Source organism: Neobacillus sp. BP17 (assembly GCF_059579525.1).
Genome location: NZ_CM184198.1, coordinates 887,348 through 904,723 on the forward strand (window position 1 = coordinate 887,348; position 17,376 = coordinate 904,723).

The 17,376-nt window shown below is 40.2% G+C and carries 17 protein-coding genes; 12 read left to right on the plus strand and 5 right to left on the minus strand.

Annotated elements, in window-relative coordinates:
* Nucleotides 1-32 precede the first annotated feature (32 nt).
* A complete protein-coding gene (locus AC4QJR_RS04225; RefSeq protein WP_496525410.1) occupies nucleotides 33-1,049 on the minus strand; it encodes a S66 family peptidase in 1,017 nt (338 codons plus the stop codon).
* Between the two features lie 205 nt (nucleotides 1,050-1,254).
* Between AC4QJR_RS04225 and kduI the strand changes: the two genes are divergently transcribed.
* The 4 genes from kduI (at nucleotide 1,255) to AC4QJR_RS04245 (ending at nucleotide 5,085) form a co-directional block, all read left to right on the plus strand.
* Nucleotides 1,255-2,085 carry a 5-dehydro-4-deoxy-D-glucuronate isomerase gene (gene kduI / locus AC4QJR_RS04230; RefSeq protein ID WP_496525411.1) on the plus strand — a complete coding sequence of 277 codons (831 nt, stop codon included), beginning with the start codon at nucleotides 1,255-1,257 and terminating at the stop codon, nucleotides 2,083-2,085.
* Nucleotides 2,086-2,130: 45 nt separating this feature from the next.
* Nucleotides 2,131-2,907, plus strand: a complete 777-nt coding sequence (gene kduD / locus AC4QJR_RS04235; protein WP_375374468.1) for a 2-dehydro-3-deoxy-D-gluconate 5-dehydrogenase KduD — start codon at nucleotides 2,131-2,133, stop codon at nucleotides 2,905-2,907.
* Between the two features lie 171 nt (nucleotides 2,908-3,078).
* The gene (gene kdgT, locus AC4QJR_RS04240; protein WP_496525412.1) at nucleotides 3,079-4,071 is read left to right on the plus strand and encodes a 2-keto-3-deoxygluconate transporter; all 993 of its coding nucleotides are present in this window, start codon (nucleotides 3,079-3,081) and stop codon (nucleotides 4,069-4,071) included.
* A 63-nt stretch (nucleotides 4,072-4,134) separates the two neighbouring features.
* Complete coding sequence (locus tag AC4QJR_RS04245) at nucleotides 4,135-5,085, plus strand: sugar kinase (protein WP_251460983.1); 951 nt, start codon at nucleotides 4,135-4,137, stop codon at nucleotides 5,083-5,085.
* Nucleotides 5,086-5,153: 68 nt separating this feature from the next.
* Here the strand turns inward: AC4QJR_RS04245 and AC4QJR_RS04250 are convergent, their stop codons facing one another.
* On the minus strand, nucleotides 5,154-5,918 hold the full coding sequence (locus AC4QJR_RS04250) for an IclR family transcriptional regulator (RefSeq protein WP_496525413.1): 765 nt from the start codon (nucleotides 5,916-5,918) through the stop codon (nucleotides 5,154-5,156).
* 164 nt (nucleotides 5,919-6,082) lie between these two features.
* Between AC4QJR_RS04250 and AC4QJR_RS04255 the strand changes: the two genes are divergently transcribed.
* The 3 genes from AC4QJR_RS04255 (at nucleotide 6,083) to AC4QJR_RS04265 (ending at nucleotide 11,197) form a co-directional block, all read left to right on the plus strand.
* A complete protein-coding gene (locus AC4QJR_RS04255; RefSeq protein WP_251461026.1) occupies nucleotides 6,083-6,730 on the plus strand; it encodes a bifunctional 4-hydroxy-2-oxoglutarate aldolase/2-dehydro-3-deoxy-phosphogluconate aldolase in 648 nt (215 codons plus the stop codon).
* 276 nt (nucleotides 6,731-7,006) lie between these two features.
* A complete protein-coding gene (gene pgoN, locus AC4QJR_RS04260) occupies nucleotides 7,007-7,849 on the plus strand; it encodes a glyoxal/methylglyoxal reductase (RefSeq protein ID WP_251460988.1) in 843 nt (280 codons plus the stop codon).
* A 138-nt stretch (nucleotides 7,850-7,987) separates the two neighbouring features.
* Complete coding sequence (locus AC4QJR_RS04265) at nucleotides 7,988-11,197, plus strand: DEAD/DEAH box helicase (protein ID WP_496525414.1); 3,210 nt, start codon at nucleotides 7,988-7,990, stop codon at nucleotides 11,195-11,197.
* A 35-nt stretch (nucleotides 11,198-11,232) separates the two neighbouring features.
* Here AC4QJR_RS04265 and AC4QJR_RS04270 read toward each other — a convergent pair whose 3' ends face one another.
* Both AC4QJR_RS04270 and AC4QJR_RS04275 read right to left on the minus strand, forming a co-directional pair.
* Nucleotides 11,233-11,514, minus strand: coding sequence for a YggT family protein (locus tag AC4QJR_RS04270; protein WP_098575881.1), 282 nt, complete (start codon nucleotides 11,512-11,514; stop codon nucleotides 11,233-11,235).
* A 106-nt stretch (nucleotides 11,515-11,620) separates the two neighbouring features.
* A complete protein-coding gene (locus AC4QJR_RS04275) occupies nucleotides 11,621-12,193 on the minus strand; it encodes an HAD-IA family hydrolase (protein ID WP_375374473.1) in 573 nt (190 codons plus the stop codon).
* A gap of 154 nt (nucleotides 12,194-12,347) precedes the next feature.
* Between AC4QJR_RS04275 and AC4QJR_RS04280 the strand changes: the two genes are divergently transcribed.
* Nucleotides 12,348-12,536, plus strand: coding sequence for a hypothetical protein (locus AC4QJR_RS04280; protein ID WP_496525415.1), 189 nt, complete (start codon nucleotides 12,348-12,350; stop codon nucleotides 12,534-12,536).
* Between the two features lie 141 nt (nucleotides 12,537-12,677).
* Nucleotides 12,678-13,103 carry a DUF1801 domain-containing protein gene (locus tag AC4QJR_RS04285; RefSeq protein WP_496525416.1) on the plus strand — a complete coding sequence of 142 codons (426 nt, stop codon included), beginning with the start codon at nucleotides 12,678-12,680 and terminating at the stop codon, nucleotides 13,101-13,103.
* Between the two features lie 45 nt (nucleotides 13,104-13,148).
* Here the strand turns inward: AC4QJR_RS04285 and AC4QJR_RS04290 are convergent, their stop codons facing one another.
* Complete coding sequence (locus tag AC4QJR_RS04290) at nucleotides 13,149-13,958, minus strand: alpha/beta fold hydrolase (protein WP_496525417.1); 810 nt, start codon at nucleotides 13,956-13,958, stop codon at nucleotides 13,149-13,151.
* A gap of 357 nt (nucleotides 13,959-14,315) precedes the next feature.
* Here AC4QJR_RS04290 and AC4QJR_RS04295 point away from each other — a divergent pair, with 357 nt between their 5' ends.
* The 3 genes from AC4QJR_RS04295 to AC4QJR_RS04305 all read left to right on the plus strand — a co-directional run bounded on the left by AC4QJR_RS04295 (nucleotide 14,316) and on the right by AC4QJR_RS04305 (nucleotide 17,296).
* Entirely contained in the window at nucleotides 14,316-15,563 is a 1,248-nt protein-coding gene (locus AC4QJR_RS04295; RefSeq protein ID WP_496525418.1) for a cation:dicarboxylate symporter family transporter, read from the plus strand.
* Between the two features lie 193 nt (nucleotides 15,564-15,756).
* The gene (locus tag AC4QJR_RS04300) at nucleotides 15,757-16,761 is read left to right on the plus strand and encodes a glutathione S-transferase family protein (RefSeq protein ID WP_496525419.1); all 1,005 of its coding nucleotides are present in this window, start codon (nucleotides 15,757-15,759) and stop codon (nucleotides 16,759-16,761) included.
* 31 nt (nucleotides 16,762-16,792) lie between these two features.
* Nucleotides 16,793-17,296, plus strand: coding sequence for a GNAT family N-acetyltransferase (locus tag AC4QJR_RS04305; RefSeq protein ID WP_496525420.1), 504 nt, complete (start codon nucleotides 16,793-16,795; stop codon nucleotides 17,294-17,296).
* The last annotated feature ends 80 nt before the right edge of the window (nucleotides 17,297-17,376 follow it).

Genomic DNA, 17,376 nt, shown 5'->3' on the forward strand with positions numbered 1-17,376 from the left:
CTGTCCGAATGTCATGCTGACAACTGTTGTAATTACGGCCGGAAAAATTGTAAAACGGCACCATTACCTGCGGCAACTTCCACTTCAGCATAAGCCCCATTAATGAAGGTGATTTGTGGTGGGAGATGCCCGCAGTCAATATCATAAATAATTGGTATTTTAAGCTCATTAGCAAGGTCTTGATAAACATCTTCCACCGTATAGCTTTCAACGGGCTTATTGGCTTCACTCCGTCCAAACATTAGGCCTGAACAGTTTTCAAACCAACCAGCTAATTTCATTTGGACTAAGGATCTCCGCAAATCAGCAGTATTCATTTCACAATTCTCTAAATACCAAATAACAGGCTCTCCGCTTATATGTTTTTTTCTAAAAGCTTCTACATCACCGAATGGTGTCCCGATAAGATGCCTAATAATGTCAACACACCCGCCGAGCAAGCGCCCTTCGATCTTAACAGGTTGGTTCCCGACAACTTTCCAAACCGTCTGTTCGGTTAAATGAAAGACACAGGGTGAGGGATTAGCATGCTGCCATTCTTTCTGATAATGGTCAGAGGAAAACTGAGTAATTGATTCACCTATGTTCGTTGATAAAACAGACTCCCATATGGCGGTCGTTTCATCCATCAATTCTCCTCTTAAATCTACGAGATTTGTCCCATGAGCGGTAGCGATACCTGTTTTCAAGGTAATCGCAAGCAAAAGCACACTTACATCGGAATAGCCCAGTACCCACTTGTTTTTAATATTTTCAAAGTCTATATGTTCGAGAATCTCGATTAATAATTCTCCGCCCCAGGGTGGAATGATAATGTCAATATCACTGTTTTGCATCATTAAGTTAAATTCAGCTGCACGGATTAATGCTGGAGCTGATTTAGCTTTGTCTTGAGTCCAAGTTGTTTCTCCACAAACCACCTTGAATCCTCTTTGCTCCATCCGGCTGCATGCTTGTTTAATGACTTCATGTAGTGGTGCGGGCACACCTGAAGACGGTGCAGTTACTCCAATGGCAGCTCCCTTTTTTAAATGCGGGTAGTTAATCATAATAAAAATCCTCCAAAAATACTTTTACATGATTTTACCAAAAGTTCTGGTAATAATCATTAAAATATAAAATTCACAATTTTGACAAATTACTACTAGCCATTTGCAAATGAAAACGCTATAATTAAATTATGAAACATCGTACCACGATGTGGAACAAAAAATACTCAAGAGAAAACCTATTAAATATAAGGAAGTGGATATTGTGGAAACAAGGTACTCAACACACCCAGACCATGCAAAAACATTTACGACCGAGGAACTTCGCAAACACTATCTAATTGAAGAATTATTTGTGCCAGGCGAAATCAAACTTGTATATACGATGGAAGACCGCGCCATCGTTGGGGGCATCACACCGATGGGAGAGACGATTTCTTTAGAGGGGTATGACCAAATCAAAGCTGATTACTTCTTGGAGCGCAGAGAAGTGGGTATTTTCAATGTCGGTGGAAGCGGGAAGATCACTGTGGATGGCGAAACATATCAAATGGACAACAAAGATTGCTTATATGTTGGATTAGGAAAGAAAGAGTTACTGTTCACGAGTGAATCCACTGTAAGCCCAGCGAAGTATTATTTATTCTCTGCACCAGCTCATAAAGAGTATCCCGTCCAACACGCAGCCTTTAAAAATATTGAAGGCGACCGATTAGGGTCACTAGAAAATGCAAACGATCGAGTGATTCGCCGCATGATACATAATGAAGGAATCCAAAGCTGCCAGGTTGTGATGGGCTTGACGCAATTAAATACGGGAAGCGTATGGAATTCGATGCCAACACATACACATGACCGCAGAATGGAAGTCTATCTATATATTGATTTGGACGAAAATGCAAGAATGTTCCATATGATGGGGGAACCAACCGAAACACGTCATCTGGTAATGAAGAACGAACAAGCGGTTATTTCACCGCCATGGTCGATTCATTGCGGCAGTGCAACAAGTAACTATATCTTTATCTGGGCAATGGCCGGAGAAAATAAAACCTATAACGATATGGATCAAGTCACCATGGATCAACTGAGATAACTTGTAACTGCCAATGAGAAGACAAAAAAGAAGAGGTGCTAACTAATGAGTTTAAGAGATTTTTCACTAGACTTTTTTTCATTAACAGGTAAGGTTGCGATTGTGACAGGAGGAAATACCGGACTTGGTCAAGGCTATGCGATTGCATTAGCGAAAGCGGGAGCAGATTTATTTGTTGTTTCCCACAATACAGACTGGGATGAAACTAGAGCTCTAATCGAAGAGACTGGACGCACAGTTCATTTTCATCAAGCAGACTTAACGGTAAGAGAAAATATTAAAAATATCGTAGATGAGTGTCTGAACGTCTATGGGAAAATAGATATTCTCGTAAATAATGCAGGAACCATCCGTCGTACGCCATTACTAGATTACAAACAAGAGGATTGGGATGCGGTTATGGATATTAACCTGAACGCAGTCTATTTTCTAAGTCAAGAGGTTGCTAGAGTGATGGCTAAGCAAGAAAGCGGAAAAATTATCAACATTGGTTCAATGCTGTCCTTCCAAGGTGGTAAATTTATTCCTCCATACACAGCAAGTAAGCATGGGGTTGCGGGTCTTACAAAGGCATTCGCTAACGAATTAGGACATTACAATATCCAAATCAATGCGATTGCACCAGGATATATTGCTACAGCCAATACAGCGCCAATTCGTGCAGATGAGGGTCGGAATGCAGAAATACTCTCTCGTATTCCAGCTGGAAGATGGGCTGACCCGTCAGATCTTATGGGTGTAGTTGTCTTCTTATCTAGTAAAGCCTCCGATTATATGAATGGACATATTCTAGCAGTTGACGGTGGTTGGTTAGCCCGTTAAGTCGGGAAAAGGAATTAGTGATTTAAAGACAGAGGCGGTTCAAAGTCAATATCGTTTAAATCCAGCCGCCTTTGATTGTCATGATTTGTTTCAGGAACAAAACAAGCATGTCTCGACACTTTTTTACTAAAAAAATTACCCATTATAAACCGAAAGGTATGGTATGCCATTATGAAAATTATGAAGACGATTGAAAAAATTCCTGGTGGTCTTATGCTGGTTCCATTATTTTTAGGTGCAATTATTCATACGCTTGCACCAAAGTCTGGTGAGTATTTTGGTTCATTTACGAATGGGTTAATGACCGGTACTGTACCAATTCTAGCTGTTTGGTTTTTCTGCATGGGTGCAGGAATCAATATTAAGGCAACAGGTACGGTTTTACGGAAATCAGGAACACTTGTGTTAACAAAGATAGCGGTTGCATGGATCGTTGCCATCGTTGCTGCTATGTTTATCCCAGATGGCGGGATTCAAACTGGCTTTTTTGCAGGATTCTCTGTTCTTGCTTTAATCGCGTGCATGGATATGACAAACGGAGGCTTATATGCTTCCATTATGCAGCAGTATGGCAGTAAAGAAGAAGCCGGAGCGTTTGTCCTAATGTCACTTGAATCAGGTCCACTAGTGACCATGTTAATTCTGGGTTCAACTGGGTTGGCGGCATTCCAACCACAAGCATTTGTAGGCGCTGTCTTACCTTTCTTAGTAGGGTTTATTCTTGGTAACTTGGATAAAGATTTCCGTGAATTTTTCAGTAAAGCGACACATACCATGATTCCATTCTTTGGTTTTGCTCTAGGTAACTCGATTGATTTGACGGTAATTGCGAAGACAGGTCTGGCAGGAATTTTATTGGGTCTTCTTGTAATCGTTATCACAGGCATTCCATTAATGCTTGCTGATAAGTTTATCGGTGGCGGAAACGGTACGGCAGGACTTGCGGCATCAAGTACAGCAGGTGCTGCAGTGGCCAATCCAATGATCATTGCTACGATGAAACCTGAATTTCTGCCAGTTGCACAATCGGCAACGGCATTGTGTGCAGCGTCTGTTATCGTAACGTCGATATTAGTTCCAATTTTAACGGCCTATTGGTCGCAACACATGAAAAAGAAAAAAAATGAACCAGTTGTGCCGGGCGGAAATAAAGCCACGGCTTGATAAGTAAATCAAGGGAGACTATTATTCAGCGTATGTCTTTCTTTCAATTAAGGGGAGGATCGTATGAGCAGAATTATGACTGTTGGAGAACCGATGGCACTATTTGTAGCAGACCAAGAGGGTTCCCTAGAAACTGTTGATCGATTTGATCGTTTTGTGGCAGGTGCAGAGGTTAACTTTTCGATTGGGATGTCACGCTTGGGGCATGAAGTCACCTATATTACCCAACTAGGGCTGGACCCGTTTGGCAAAAATATTGAAACATTTCTGAAGCAGAATGCGATTGATACCACATATGTGACGTATCATGCAGACTATTTAACAGGAATGCAGTGGAAGGAAAAGGTAGTGAGCGGTGACCCAGAAGTGTTTTCAGCCCGAAAGAATTCAGCAGCTTCGCATATGAACTTGGAAACAATCGCTCATTTGAATTGGGACGGATTTGACCATATTCATTTAACGGGTATTCCCCCCGCATTATCAGCAGGGTGTAGAGAGATGGTCTATGAGCTCTTGAAGGTGGCTCGTGAGCGCGGTGTGCAGATTTCGTATGATCCTAACTTGCGTCCTGGCCTTTGGGCAGACAAACAAGAAATGGTTCGGGTCATTAACGACTTGGCCTGCCGTTCAGACATTGTTCTTCCAGGCATTGAGGAAGGGAAACTGTTAACGGGAAAAGAAGACGTTCATGAGATAGCAGCTTATTATCACGCCGCCGGTGTAAAAACTGTCGTGATTAAGCTCGGGGCCGCAGGGGCTTTCACCAGTTCACAAGGTGAGCAATTCTACACCGAGGGTTTTCCGGTAAAGAAAGTCGTTGATACGGTAGGTGCTGGTGACGGATTTGCCGTTGGAGTGGTCAGCGGGATATTAGAATGTTTGCCTTTGAAGGAAGCGGTAAAACGCGGAGCAGCTATCGGTGCGCTTGCGGTAATGTCCCCTGGGGATAACGATGGATTACCGAATCGAGATAACTTAGAAGCCTTTATTGAAGAATCCTTGGAGAAGCTTTAATAGAAGAGATGAAAAAAGGTAAAGAAAACCAGAAAAATCGGATTTTCTTTACCTTTAAATTATCTTGTTTAAGAACCTGTATACCCAAGGTTTCTTGAAATGGCGATACTATACTGTTTCATTTTGTCTATTAATGTATCGTTAATTAAATCCATCGTTACTCGATTATTAGGACCTGAAATACTAAAACTGGCAATTATCTTGCCTTTATGGTCGTAAATAGGCGAGGCAATACATCTTAATACTTCTTCATTCTCGGCATTATCTAATGCATAACCTTTGGCCTTCACCGTTTCGATTTCTTTAATCAATTCTTCTTTTGATGTGATTGTTGTTGGTGTCTTAGGAATGAAGGTAATGTTTGAAACGAGTTCTTCAAATTTGTCCTGATTCATATCAGAAAGTAATATTTTTCCGACAGCGGTACAGTACATAGGAGCTCTGCTGCCAATGCGCGAATACATTCGAATGGTTTGATTGCTTTCAATTTTATCAATATAAATCACTTCGCCGCGGTCTTCAATGCATAAATGAACGGTTTCATTCACTTCTTGTGATAATTTTTCTAAAAATGGTTTAGCAATCGTGACAATATTTGAGTTGTTTAAAAGGTTTCTAGAAAGAAAGAGGATTTGTAAGCCAAGTTTATATTTGTCGGTCTCTTCATCTTTAACAACATAATTCATATTCGATAATGTAGATAACAATCGATGAAGAGTACCTTTTGTCAGTCCAACCTGCTCCGCTAGCCGTGTAATCTGGATGCCGTCGGGATATTCAGAAAGCTTGTTTAATATGGTAAGTGCTCTTTCAAGGGATTGAACATTAGACATGATTTCTACCTCTTTTAAATGTTTTTCAGTTCATATTTTTGGAACGCTGTTCTATTATATGATACGATAAGAGTGTGATTTTGTAAATTTAAATAAGAATAATGAAAACTATTTGAAAATACTTTTTTGAAAAGAAAATAAGTAGAAAGAATGTGATTCCGATGATGAAAAAAATCAATATCTTAACGAAAATTGCGGAATGTGGTGTGGTTGCGGTTGTAAGGGCAGACTCAAAAGAAGAGGCTGTTAACATTTCAGAAGCCTGTGTAGAAGGCGGTATTCAAGGGATTGAGGTTACCTTCACCGTCCAAGGCGCAGATGAAGTGATTAAAGAATTAGCAGCCCTTTATCAAGATAATAATGATGTAGTGATTGGCGCAGGAACCGTACTTGACGCAGCGACAGCTCGGATTGCCATTTTAGCGGGGGCACAGTTTGTAGTGAGTCCAGCCTTTGACCAGGAAACGGCAACATTATGTAATCTTTATCAAGTTCCATATATGCCTGGCTGTATGACCCTCACCGAAATGAAACGTGCATTAGAAGCGGGAGTTGATATTGTGAAACTATTCCCTGGCAGTGCCTTTGGTCCAGATTTTGTTAAAGCAGTAAAAGCGCCGCTTCCACAAATAAATATTATGCCAACTGGTGGAGTCAGCTTAGACAATGTTGAACAGTGGATTAAGAATGGGTGCGTAGCCGTTGGAGTAGGCGGTAATCTATTGGCACCAGCAAAAACAGGGGATTTTAACAAAATTACTGAGTATGCAAAACAGTATATTGAAAAAGTTCAAGCCGCTAGAGGAAGATAAACTGTAACCCATAGAGCTGTTTTCTAGTATCGAAACAAAGACCCTTCGTCTTTTTTTCGATTTTTAATAAAGGTTGTGTTAAAGGTTAATGTTGATTTTTGCACTCTGTTGATTGGAGTGGAAGGTACGAAGACTCCTGCGGGAGTACGGGGCAGGGGAGACCCCGCAGGAGCAAAGCGACGAGGAGGCTCCCCGGCACGCCCGCGAACCGCTTGTGCCTGGAACGGAAATCAACAGACAATTTTACACAGCCATAATAAAAAGGAGGAATAGTTGATGCCAACAAATTTAAAAGACACTACTACATTACATAATGGTGTAAAAATGCCATGGGTGGGGTTAGGTGTATTCAAAGTGAATGAAGGAGAAGAGGTCGTTCAATCCGTTAAAGCAGCCATTAAGAATGGCTATATTAGTATTGATACTGCCGCTATTTATAAAAATGAAGAAGGCGTAGGTCAGGCCATTAAAGAATCAGGCGTGCCGCGTGAAGAATTATTTATCACCTCTAAGGTATGGAATTCTGATCAAGGCTATGAATCGACGTTAGCAGCCTTTGAAACTAGTCTTAACAAGCTCGGACTTGAATATTTGGATCTGTATTTAATCCACTGGCCTGGAAAAAATAAGTATAAAGATACATGGAAGGCATTGGAAAAACTCTATAAAGATGGCCGTGTCCGCGCCATTGGTGTAAGTAACTTCCTTGTTCATCATCTAGAAGATTTAATCAGTACCGCAGAGATTAAACCAATGGTAAACCAGGTAGAATTCCATCCGCATTTAACCCAAAAAGAATTGCTTGCTTACTGTAAAAAGGAAGGCATTCAAATGGAAGCATGGTCCCCGTTAAAACAAGGGCAGCTTCTAAATGAACCAGTTCTGGAAGACCTTGCCCATAAATATAATAAATCTGTTGCTCAAGTGATCTTGCGCTGGGATCTGCAGCATGGTGTAGTGACTATACCAAAATCGATCAAAGAACATCGCATTATCGAAAATGCCGATCTTTTTGATTTTGAATTATCCGCTGAGGATATGGAAAAAATCGATGGATTAAATCAAGATAGCCGCGCAGGTTCTCATCCAGATACAATGAGAGTTGGTTTTGAAGAATAGATTTTCATAATTAAGAGTCTGCCCTCCGTTCTATAGGGGCAGGCGTTTTTTCTATGATAAGAAAAAATTTCACCTATGCTATAATGTTGTATATCTTAACGGACACCAGAGCCCAAACCTCAGGAGGGAGCAGGACACTTGAACGTAACATTATCTCATAAACGGATAAAAGAAATGTGTGGCACTGTCTCCTTCAAACGGGGAGAGTATTTTTATCAAACGAATAAAGTTATATTTCATCAATATCTCCCACATCGCTGTCAAGCAACCGTGAGAGGTGATGAAGATTTTCATGTAACCATCGAGATTGGTCCAGGTGATGATCTTCGAACGGAATGCAGCTGTCCGAAGCTGGCTTCTTTTTCGAAGGATTGTCAGCATATTGCTGCCGTTTTATTAGCCATTTACGAGCACCAACAAAAAGGAACGATCCCTAGCACGAGCGCCGCTCATTCAACCAATCAGGAACTCACTGAAGGGTTATTGAATATTTTTACCGACCGGCCGGTCCGGTCTAGCAGTCATCAACTGCATTTTGAAAAAAGAACCGTGCTGGATATTGGGTTTATCTTGAAACCCGTTGATATAGGCAATGGAAGCCATTTATTTACGATTGAAGTTACACTCGAATCCGTCATAGTACAAAACATCCGTGTCTTTCTGGAACAGATGGGAGCAGGAAAGTCCTTCAAACTTTCCAATTCATTTAATTTTGACCCAAATCAGCACTGCTTTCAAAAAGAATACAATGACGTACTCGAGCAACTCTGCCAAGTAGTCCTTGATGAAAAAGTTTATATGGATGCGGTGCCTGACACCAATAACAATATTAATACACAGCAAATGCTAATTATTCCATCATCCGCATGGGGACGCCTGCTTTCTTTCCTCCGAAAGATAACTAATGTGCTGGTGGAGTATGAGGGTCGAAGCTATCAGGGGCTGCATGTGTCTGACGAAGGGCTGCCTTTACAGTTTGATTTTGTTAGAGCGGATGGGAATGGCTATCAGCTGAAAGTCAAAAACCTGCAGCGAATGATTTTCTTTGAAGCTTATCATTCTGTTTTATTTGAAGGGAAAATAAAACAACTGGTAGAGCAGGACTTTAAACGTCTTTTCGACCTGAAAAGGATGCTTGATGCCTCGGGAATGAGTCAAATACCGATTCCTGAAGCGCAAATCCAGTTTTTTTTAGAAAAGGTGGCGCCTGGATTAAAAAGATTAGGCCAAGTTACGATCGCCGAAGCAATCATGAAGCAATGGATGACCACACCTCTAGTAGCCAAACTCTACTTGGATCGTGTGAAAAACCGCCTGCTTGCTGGGCTCGAATTTCATTATGAAAATACAATCATTAATCCTTTAGAAAATAGAGATCTCCCGACAGGATCGTTAGTGATCCGTGATGTGGAAAAGGAAGAGGAAATCCTGCAGATTTTTGAGGATAGCTCGTTTGCCAGGACGGACGGGGGATATTTTCTTCATAATGAAGAACTGGAATATGATTTTTTAACGTACGTCGTCCCCAAACTCCAAAACCTTGTCCGGATTTACGCAACGACAGCTGTTCGAAATCGGATTTCGAGAGAGAATTTTCGTCCGCAGGTAAGGGTAAGGGTCAAAAGGGAACGGACCAACTGGCTTGAATTCAAATTTGAAATGGACGGTATTCCTGAGAGACAAATACGTGAAGTTTTGGCGGCTTTAGAGGAAAAGCGGAAATATTATCGTCTGCCAAACGGGTCGCTGCTCTCGCTTCAGACAAGAGAATTTGAAGAAATCCAACGTTTTCTTTATTCACCACTAGCCAGAAGTAGGGATCTTGCCAGTGGATTAGATTTACCAATCGAGCAAAGTCTTCAAATTCTTGATACGGTTGAGATTAGTGACGCCTTCAAACTAGAAGACTCCTTTCGGCAGTTTCTGGATCACCTTCACCATCCAGGCAAGTTAGAGTTCGAGGTGCCTTCAAGTGTAGATCCTATTCTCAAAGAGTATCAAAAGCACGGGTTTAAATGGATGAAAACTCTGGCTTACTATGAATTCGGAGGAATATTGGCGGATGATATGGGACTTGGAAAAACGATTCAAAGCATCGCGTATATTGTGTCGGTCCAGTCTGATATTCGAAAAAATAGGCAGCCGGCCCTTGTTGTTTGTCCATCATCGTTAACCTATAACTGGCTGAGTGAATGCAGGAAATTCGCTCCTCAATTGAACGCCATTGTTATTGATGGAACTAAAGCAGAGCGGACCCAACTCCTGAAAGAACGGGCAAATGTTGATGTTATGATAATCTCCTACCCATTGCTGCGTCGCGAGATCATCTGGTTTGAGAAACAAATGTTTCATACTGTGTTTTTCGATGAAGCACAAGCTTTTAAAAACCCGTTGACCCAAACTGCCCGAGCAGTAAAAAAACTGCAGTCCCAGCATCGCTTTGCGCTAACAGGTACACCAGTGGAAAATGCCTTAGAGGAGTTGTGGTCGATTTTTCATGTTGTTTTTCCAGAACTATTTCTTGGGTTAAAGGAATATAGTAAGCTTTCAAGAAAAACGATTGCGCGGAGAATCCGTCCTTTTTTACTGCGCAGGTTAAAAGAAGATGTCCTCGCTGAACTTCCTGGAAAAATGGAGTCTTTGGAATCGGTTGAACTTTTCCCAGAACAAAAGAAATTGTATGCCGCCTATTTGGCGAAACTAAGGCACGACACGTTAAAGCATCTTGACAAAGATACGATTCGCAAAAATCGAATCAGAATATTGGCAGGTTTGACGCGGCTGCGGCAGATTTGTTGTCATCCTGGTTTGTTTGTAGATGGTTATCAAGGAAATTCGGCGAAATTTGAACAGCTCTTGCAGATTGTCGAAGAATCAAAGTTCTCTGGAAGACGTGTGTTAATTTTTTCTCAATTTACGAAGATGCTCGAACTTATCGGCCGGGAGTTAACGGTAAAAGGGCTGAACTACTTTTATCTGGATGGACAGACCCCATCAGAAGAACGAGTTAACATCTGCGAGCGATTTAATCGAGGGGAACGTGATTTGTTCCTCATTTCCTTGAAAGCAGGAGGAACCGGCTTGAATTTAATGAGTGCAGATACCGTCATTTTATATGATACATGGTGGAATCCTGCTGTTGAGGAACAGGCCGCCGACCGGGCCCATCGAATGGGTCAGAAAAATGTCGTCCAGGTCATCAAGCTGGTAACACGCGGAACGATTGAGGAAAAAATGAATGAACTGCAAGAAAAAAAGAGACACCTTATCGAAGAAATTATTGATTCGGATGAGAAAGTCATGTCTACCCTTACTGAAGAGGATATAAGGGAAATATTGATGATATAGAAAAAAGGAGCTGCAGCGCAGCTCCTTTTTTTGCCTTATACACCAATAACATTCAATGATTGGCGAAGACCTTCGATTGCAAATCTCCGGATAAATTGAAAGGCAAATAATGCAATAATTGGTGAAAAATCAATAGGACCAAGTGGTGGAATAAACCTTCTGAACAAGCCTAAATAAGGTTCGACCAACTTGCCAATCCAGATCCCAAGTTTGGTTTCTTGAAACTTAGGAAACCAAGAACCAAAAATGGATATTAAAATTAACCAATAATAAGCCTCAAAAACATAATGTCCAATAAGTAAAATATTAGAGCCCAATATCGATCTTCCGTTCTATCATAATTTTTTTTATTCTGCCATTCATCTTACCTATATATACTTGTACGATTGAAATTCAATAAAGTTTCAAGATTTTTATAAAAACCTAAAGGCGGTTTAGAACTTCAGGAATAAAATCGGCATAGCTGTCAATATGAAAATCCGCTTCAATGTTTTGATTCTGAAAGGCACATGTTTTAATCTTTAATTTGCGAGCGGGAATTAAGTCTAACTCACGGTCACCGACAACCAAATCAATTTGGTAACTTTTTAATACATATTCATAAGAGGAGCTGTGTGGTTTTCGTGTAAATCCTTGTTCCTCCACGGAAACAATGTCTTTAAAATAGTCTTTTAATTGATATTTCTCAAGCAGAAATACAGTGGATTCCTTATCACGATGTGTCACAATAATATTATTCTCCACAGAGGATAAAGCTTCCTTTAAGTGTTCAAATGGCTTGCTTTCTGTCTTTGAATAATAATTATGTAAAGTTTGGTATTCAAGTCTCTGTTCCTCACCGATTCCATAATGCTTAAAGGCAGTCTTGGAATCAATTTTAAGCCATTTAAGAACCTCATCACGGTCCAAATCTTGTTGGCTTAAGCGGATGAATCCAGAGACAAGTGCTGGATAGGTGTCAAAAAGAGTTCCGTCAAAATCCCATAATACGTTCATAATAATCCCCCGTTTCCGAAACGTTTTCATTTTTCTTTTAAGAGAGTACCATAACTTGAAAGTAAAGAAAAATCATTAGGACAACAAAGGGGAAAAATTTGTTATACTTTACAAAGGGAATGTACATCTTAATAGATAGAAATGAGGGATAACCATGCCATTTGATAGTTCAACACTTGGATTGCCATATTTTAGCTTAGAAGCAGCAGCGGTGGACAAAAGTCCAAGTGAATTAGTCATCAGTGACGAAAATAAGGAAAACTATTACATAGTTTCTCGTGAAGTATACGAGGAAGGCCCGCAGCAACATGGATATATCATAGTTGTAGAAGAAGGAGAGTAGAGCTGCTCTCCTTTTTTATTTGGAGAAAAAGCAACAAAATAGCAGGAAAGGAAGGATTGAAAGAGTATTAATTAATACAAAAGTCTGTTATTTGTCCTTCTTACCAATATTCACTAAAATATAACAAAAGGAGTGAACCAATTGAGTTATCAACAAAAAACAAAAGAAACTGAGCACAGTGTTATTGAGTTTATTGAACAGGTAGACAATCCGAAAAAACGTGAAGATGCGTATAAATTAATTGATATCTTTACTGAAACGACAGGTTATGAGGCAAAAATGTGGGGGCCAAGTATCATTGGTTTTGGTTCTTATCACTATAAATATGAATCTGGTCATGAGGGAGATGCCCCTTTGGTTGGCTTTTCACCACGTAAGGCAAAAATTAGTTTGTATTTTGCACCTGGTGAGCCGAAGCGTGAGGAATTACTTAAAAACTTTGGGAAATATACAACTGGGAAAGCCTGTGTTTATATCAATAAAGTTGCAGATATTGATGTTTCTGTATTAAAATCGCTCATTACCGAGTCAATCCAATTTTTACAAAAGGCATATCCCCAACAATAATAATGAAACGCTTCCCACTTTTAAAGTAGGAAGCGTTTTTTTATTCTAGCCAATGAAATTAGCCAATTCCTGGGTAAACTTCTTCTGCTCTTCCCAGAACAACCCATGTCCACTATGTTCAAACCAAACCAGTTTAGAATTCTGTATACCTTGGTGAAGGACGGAAGCCAGCGGCGGCAGGCAAATTTGATCATGTTTCCCATGAAGAATCAATGTAGGCACTTGAATCCTTTTGATATCATCGAATAAGGTTTCATCTCTTAAGGAATTAAGTAAACCTGCCGTGGAATGACCTGCAGCTTGGAGTCCTAATTGAAAAAACCAGTCTGAAAATGGTTTGGTGATTGCCTGATGGAAGAACATGTTCGTGAAGTCTGCGAGCATTTTCGGACGATCGTTATAAATTTGTCCCAGTAATGTATTGACATCCTTCGCTTCTAACCCAAAAGGGAAGCCGGGCCGCTTGGTAAAACTAGGGGCAGCCGCACCGAATAGGGCTAATTTCGAAACCCCATAGCCGCTATGACGCTCCATATATCTAATTACAATCGCTCCACCTACTGAATGGCCAGCGAGTGTGAAACGCTGTAAACGAAGCGCTTTCACAACTTGGCGAATATCATCAGCCATTCTGTCGTAAGAGTAGCCGTTCCATGGTTTATCTGATTTGCCAAATCCTCTAAGGTCAATCCCAATACATCGATATCCCATGGAAGGAAGGACATTAAACTGATATTCAAATAAATTATGATTTGCAGGCCAGCCATGGACAAAGAGGACGGTCTTATGGCTCTTGGGATTAATATCTTCTACATAAATGTTGACTTGAGTGGCAACCTTTACATAATACCCCATTTTGACCCCTCCTATATAAAAGTATGGAAAACCATCTACAACTAGGCTATTCATCAATAGCTAGGCTAATACGTAGGGAACCTCCTCGTACAGGTTGTTAATTTCCATTATTCTTATACTCTTCAGATAGGAATTTTTCGATTATATTAGGAAAAAAGTCTTGGTAAATAAGGGATATTGTTATTCTGATATTACAAATAGGAGTAATTTCCATGAAGAAAATTGTTGTTATATGAGGAGAATTTATATAATATAAACTAAGTATAACTGAATAGAGAAAATAATATTTCATTTTATAAGTCAGAGTTGATTCATTATAGTAATCAACTTTTATTATATTGAAAAGGAGAAATGCAAATGAAGAAGATTAGTTTAGCGTGGCAGATTTTCATTGGGCTCATTCTCGGTGTCATTGTCGGTGCGGTTTTTTATGGTAATCCACATGTGGCAAGTTACCTGCAGCCGATTGGCGATATATTTATTCGTTTAATTAAAATGATTGTTGTTCCCATTGTTATTTCTAGTTTAATCGTGGGTGTTGCTGGTACTGGAGATATGAAGTCATTGGGGAAACTTGGTGGTAAAACCCTTCTTTATTTTGAAGTGATCACTACGATTGCGATTATTTTAGGACTTCTATTTGCAAACGTATTCCAACCAGGTGCAGGTGTAGATAAATCGAAACTTGCGAAAACAGATATAAACAGCTATGTAAGCACAGCGGAACAAACAGAATCTCATTCAATGATTGATACTGTTGTAAACATTGTTCCTACAAATATCATTCAGTCTCTCGCAAACGGGGAAATGCTGCCAATCATTTTCTTCTCCGTTATGTTCGGGCTTGGAGTTGCGGCAATTGGGGAGAAAGGCATTCCAATCATTAATTTCTTTAGAGGAACTGCCGATGCGATGTTCTATGTTACCAACCAGATCATGAAGTTAGCGCCATTCGGTGTGTTCGCATTAATTGGTGTGACTGTATCAAAATTTGGGGTTGCTTCATTAATACCATTGGGTAAACTAGTTCTTGTTGTATACGGAGCTATGTTTTTCTTCATTTTAGTTGTCCTAGGTTTAACAGCAAAACTTGTTGGATTTAACATTATCCATCTCATTAAGTATCTAAAAGATGAATTAATTTTAGGCTACTCAACAGCAAGTTCGGAAGCAGTTCTTCCGAAAATCATGGAAAAAATGGAGAAACTTGGCTGTCCTAAGGCGATTACATCTTTTGTTATTCCAACAGGATATTCATTCAATCTTGATGGATCTACCCTTTACCAAGCGATCGCAGCGCTGTTTATTGCGCAGATGTATGGTATTCATATGAGTATTGGCCATCAGATCACCTTAGTACTTGTATTGATGTTAACCTCGAAAGGAATTGCGGGGGTACCAGGCGTATCATTTGTAGTTCTTCTTGCTACATTAGGAAGCGTAGGAATTCCTGTAGAAGGGTTAGCGTTTATTGCCGGGATTGATAGGATCCTTGATATGGCACGAACTTGTGTTAATATTGTCGGAAACTCTTTGGCTGCCATTGTTATTACTAGATGGGAAGGCCACAAGCTTAAACCTTATCAAGAACAAAAAGCAGCTTAATAGCGGAGAAAGGACATCTTCAACATGGAGATGTCCTTTTTCGTTTGAAGTGGATCGCTTTGGGAGTATAGATTCTGAATATTAAATGTAGTCAGATAATATTATTGACTTATACAGATTGATTAATCATACTAAAATTAATAAAACCGATAGAATTACTTAGATTTAAATATTTATTAGAGGGGATTCATTTATGTCACGAGATGATCAGGGAATTAATAAAAGTCCAAAAGAGATTACTGCAGATGGTTCGTTTAATCGTCAAAAAAATAGATTTACTACGCCTTTCGGTCAAAACGCTGGAGAGCTGCCAGTTGAAGCCGGGCGTTACCGATTATTATGGTCTGCTGTCTGCCCATGGGCCCATCGGTCGGTTATTGTCCGTAGTGTTCTCGGGTTAGAGGAAGTAATCAGTTTAGGGACAGCTAGTCCTATGCGGCCGAATCTTCCCCACGTGGATTGGGAGTTTTCTTTAGATGAGGACGACATTGACCCAGTATTAGGAATAAGGTATATGAGTGAAATTTATTTAAAAACAGCTGCAGATTATACTGGCAGGCCGACAGTGCCGGTAATCGTGGATGTTAAGGAGCAAAAGGTCGTTAATAATGATTATTTTAAACTGACGAACTATCTCGAAACTGCCTGGGCTCCTTTTCACAAAGAGCATGCACCTGATTTGTATCCGGAACATTTACGTGCGGAAATTGATGCAATAAATGATCTCATTTTCCATGAGGTCAACAATGGCGTCTATAAATGTGGATTCGCCCAATCACAAGAGGCCTACGAACAGGCATATGACACTTTATTTGCAAGATTGGATGAGCTGGAGGAGCGTTTGTCGAAACAGCGGTTCTTATTTGGTGATTTTATTACGGATTCTGATGTTCGGTTGTATGCTACGTTAATTCGCTTCGATGCTGCCTATTATTCTGCCTTCAAGGCCAATCGAAATCGGATAGTCGATTTTCCTAATCTATGGGGCTATTTAAGGGATCTTTATCAGACTCCTGGGTTTGGTGATACGACAGATTTTGATGCGATTAAACGGCACTACCATTTGTCAAACCATATCGCGAGTAATGATCAAAAGGGATATACTATTTTGCCGAAAGGCCCTGATCTATCTGGTTTGACATCGGAACATCATCGAGAAGCTTTAAGTAAAAACGCTGAGAAATTCTTAATAGACTGAGAAAAAAATTTGATTAAAAGCAGGTGGAAAAATGAATATACGTGATGCTGCAGCGGATGAATTCCCATTTATTCGTGAGCAAAGAGTTCACTCCTATGAAGAACATTCCCATAACATCCCACAAGAGCACTGGCAGGCTCTTAAACAAGCCATTTCGTCAGAAGCAGATTTGCAGGAAAATGTGGAACGGATTGTTGCGGAGTTGGATGGGAGTATCGTAGGGAGTGTTGCCTTATTTCCAGCCAAAACTGATGCTTATGAAGGATTGGTGGATGAGTTGGATTATCCCGAGATCCGGATGCTCGCAGTCACACCGCACGCTCGAGGAAAAGGAGTAGCAGCTGCCTTAATCTCAGAATGTATGAAGCGTGCAAAAGCACAGGGATATCCAGCGATTGGCCTGCACACAGCGGATTTTATGGTAAGTGCGATGAAGCTATATGAACGAATGGGTTTCGAGCGGTTACCCCAATACGACTTTGAACCTGCCAATGATGGTATTATCGTAAAAGCTTTTCGACTTATTTTTAAATAATTCAAATGGTTTTTAAAAACCTACTTGACAGGTAGGAAAAGTCAGAATAAAATGTAAATAATTCAAATAAATCGTAAACA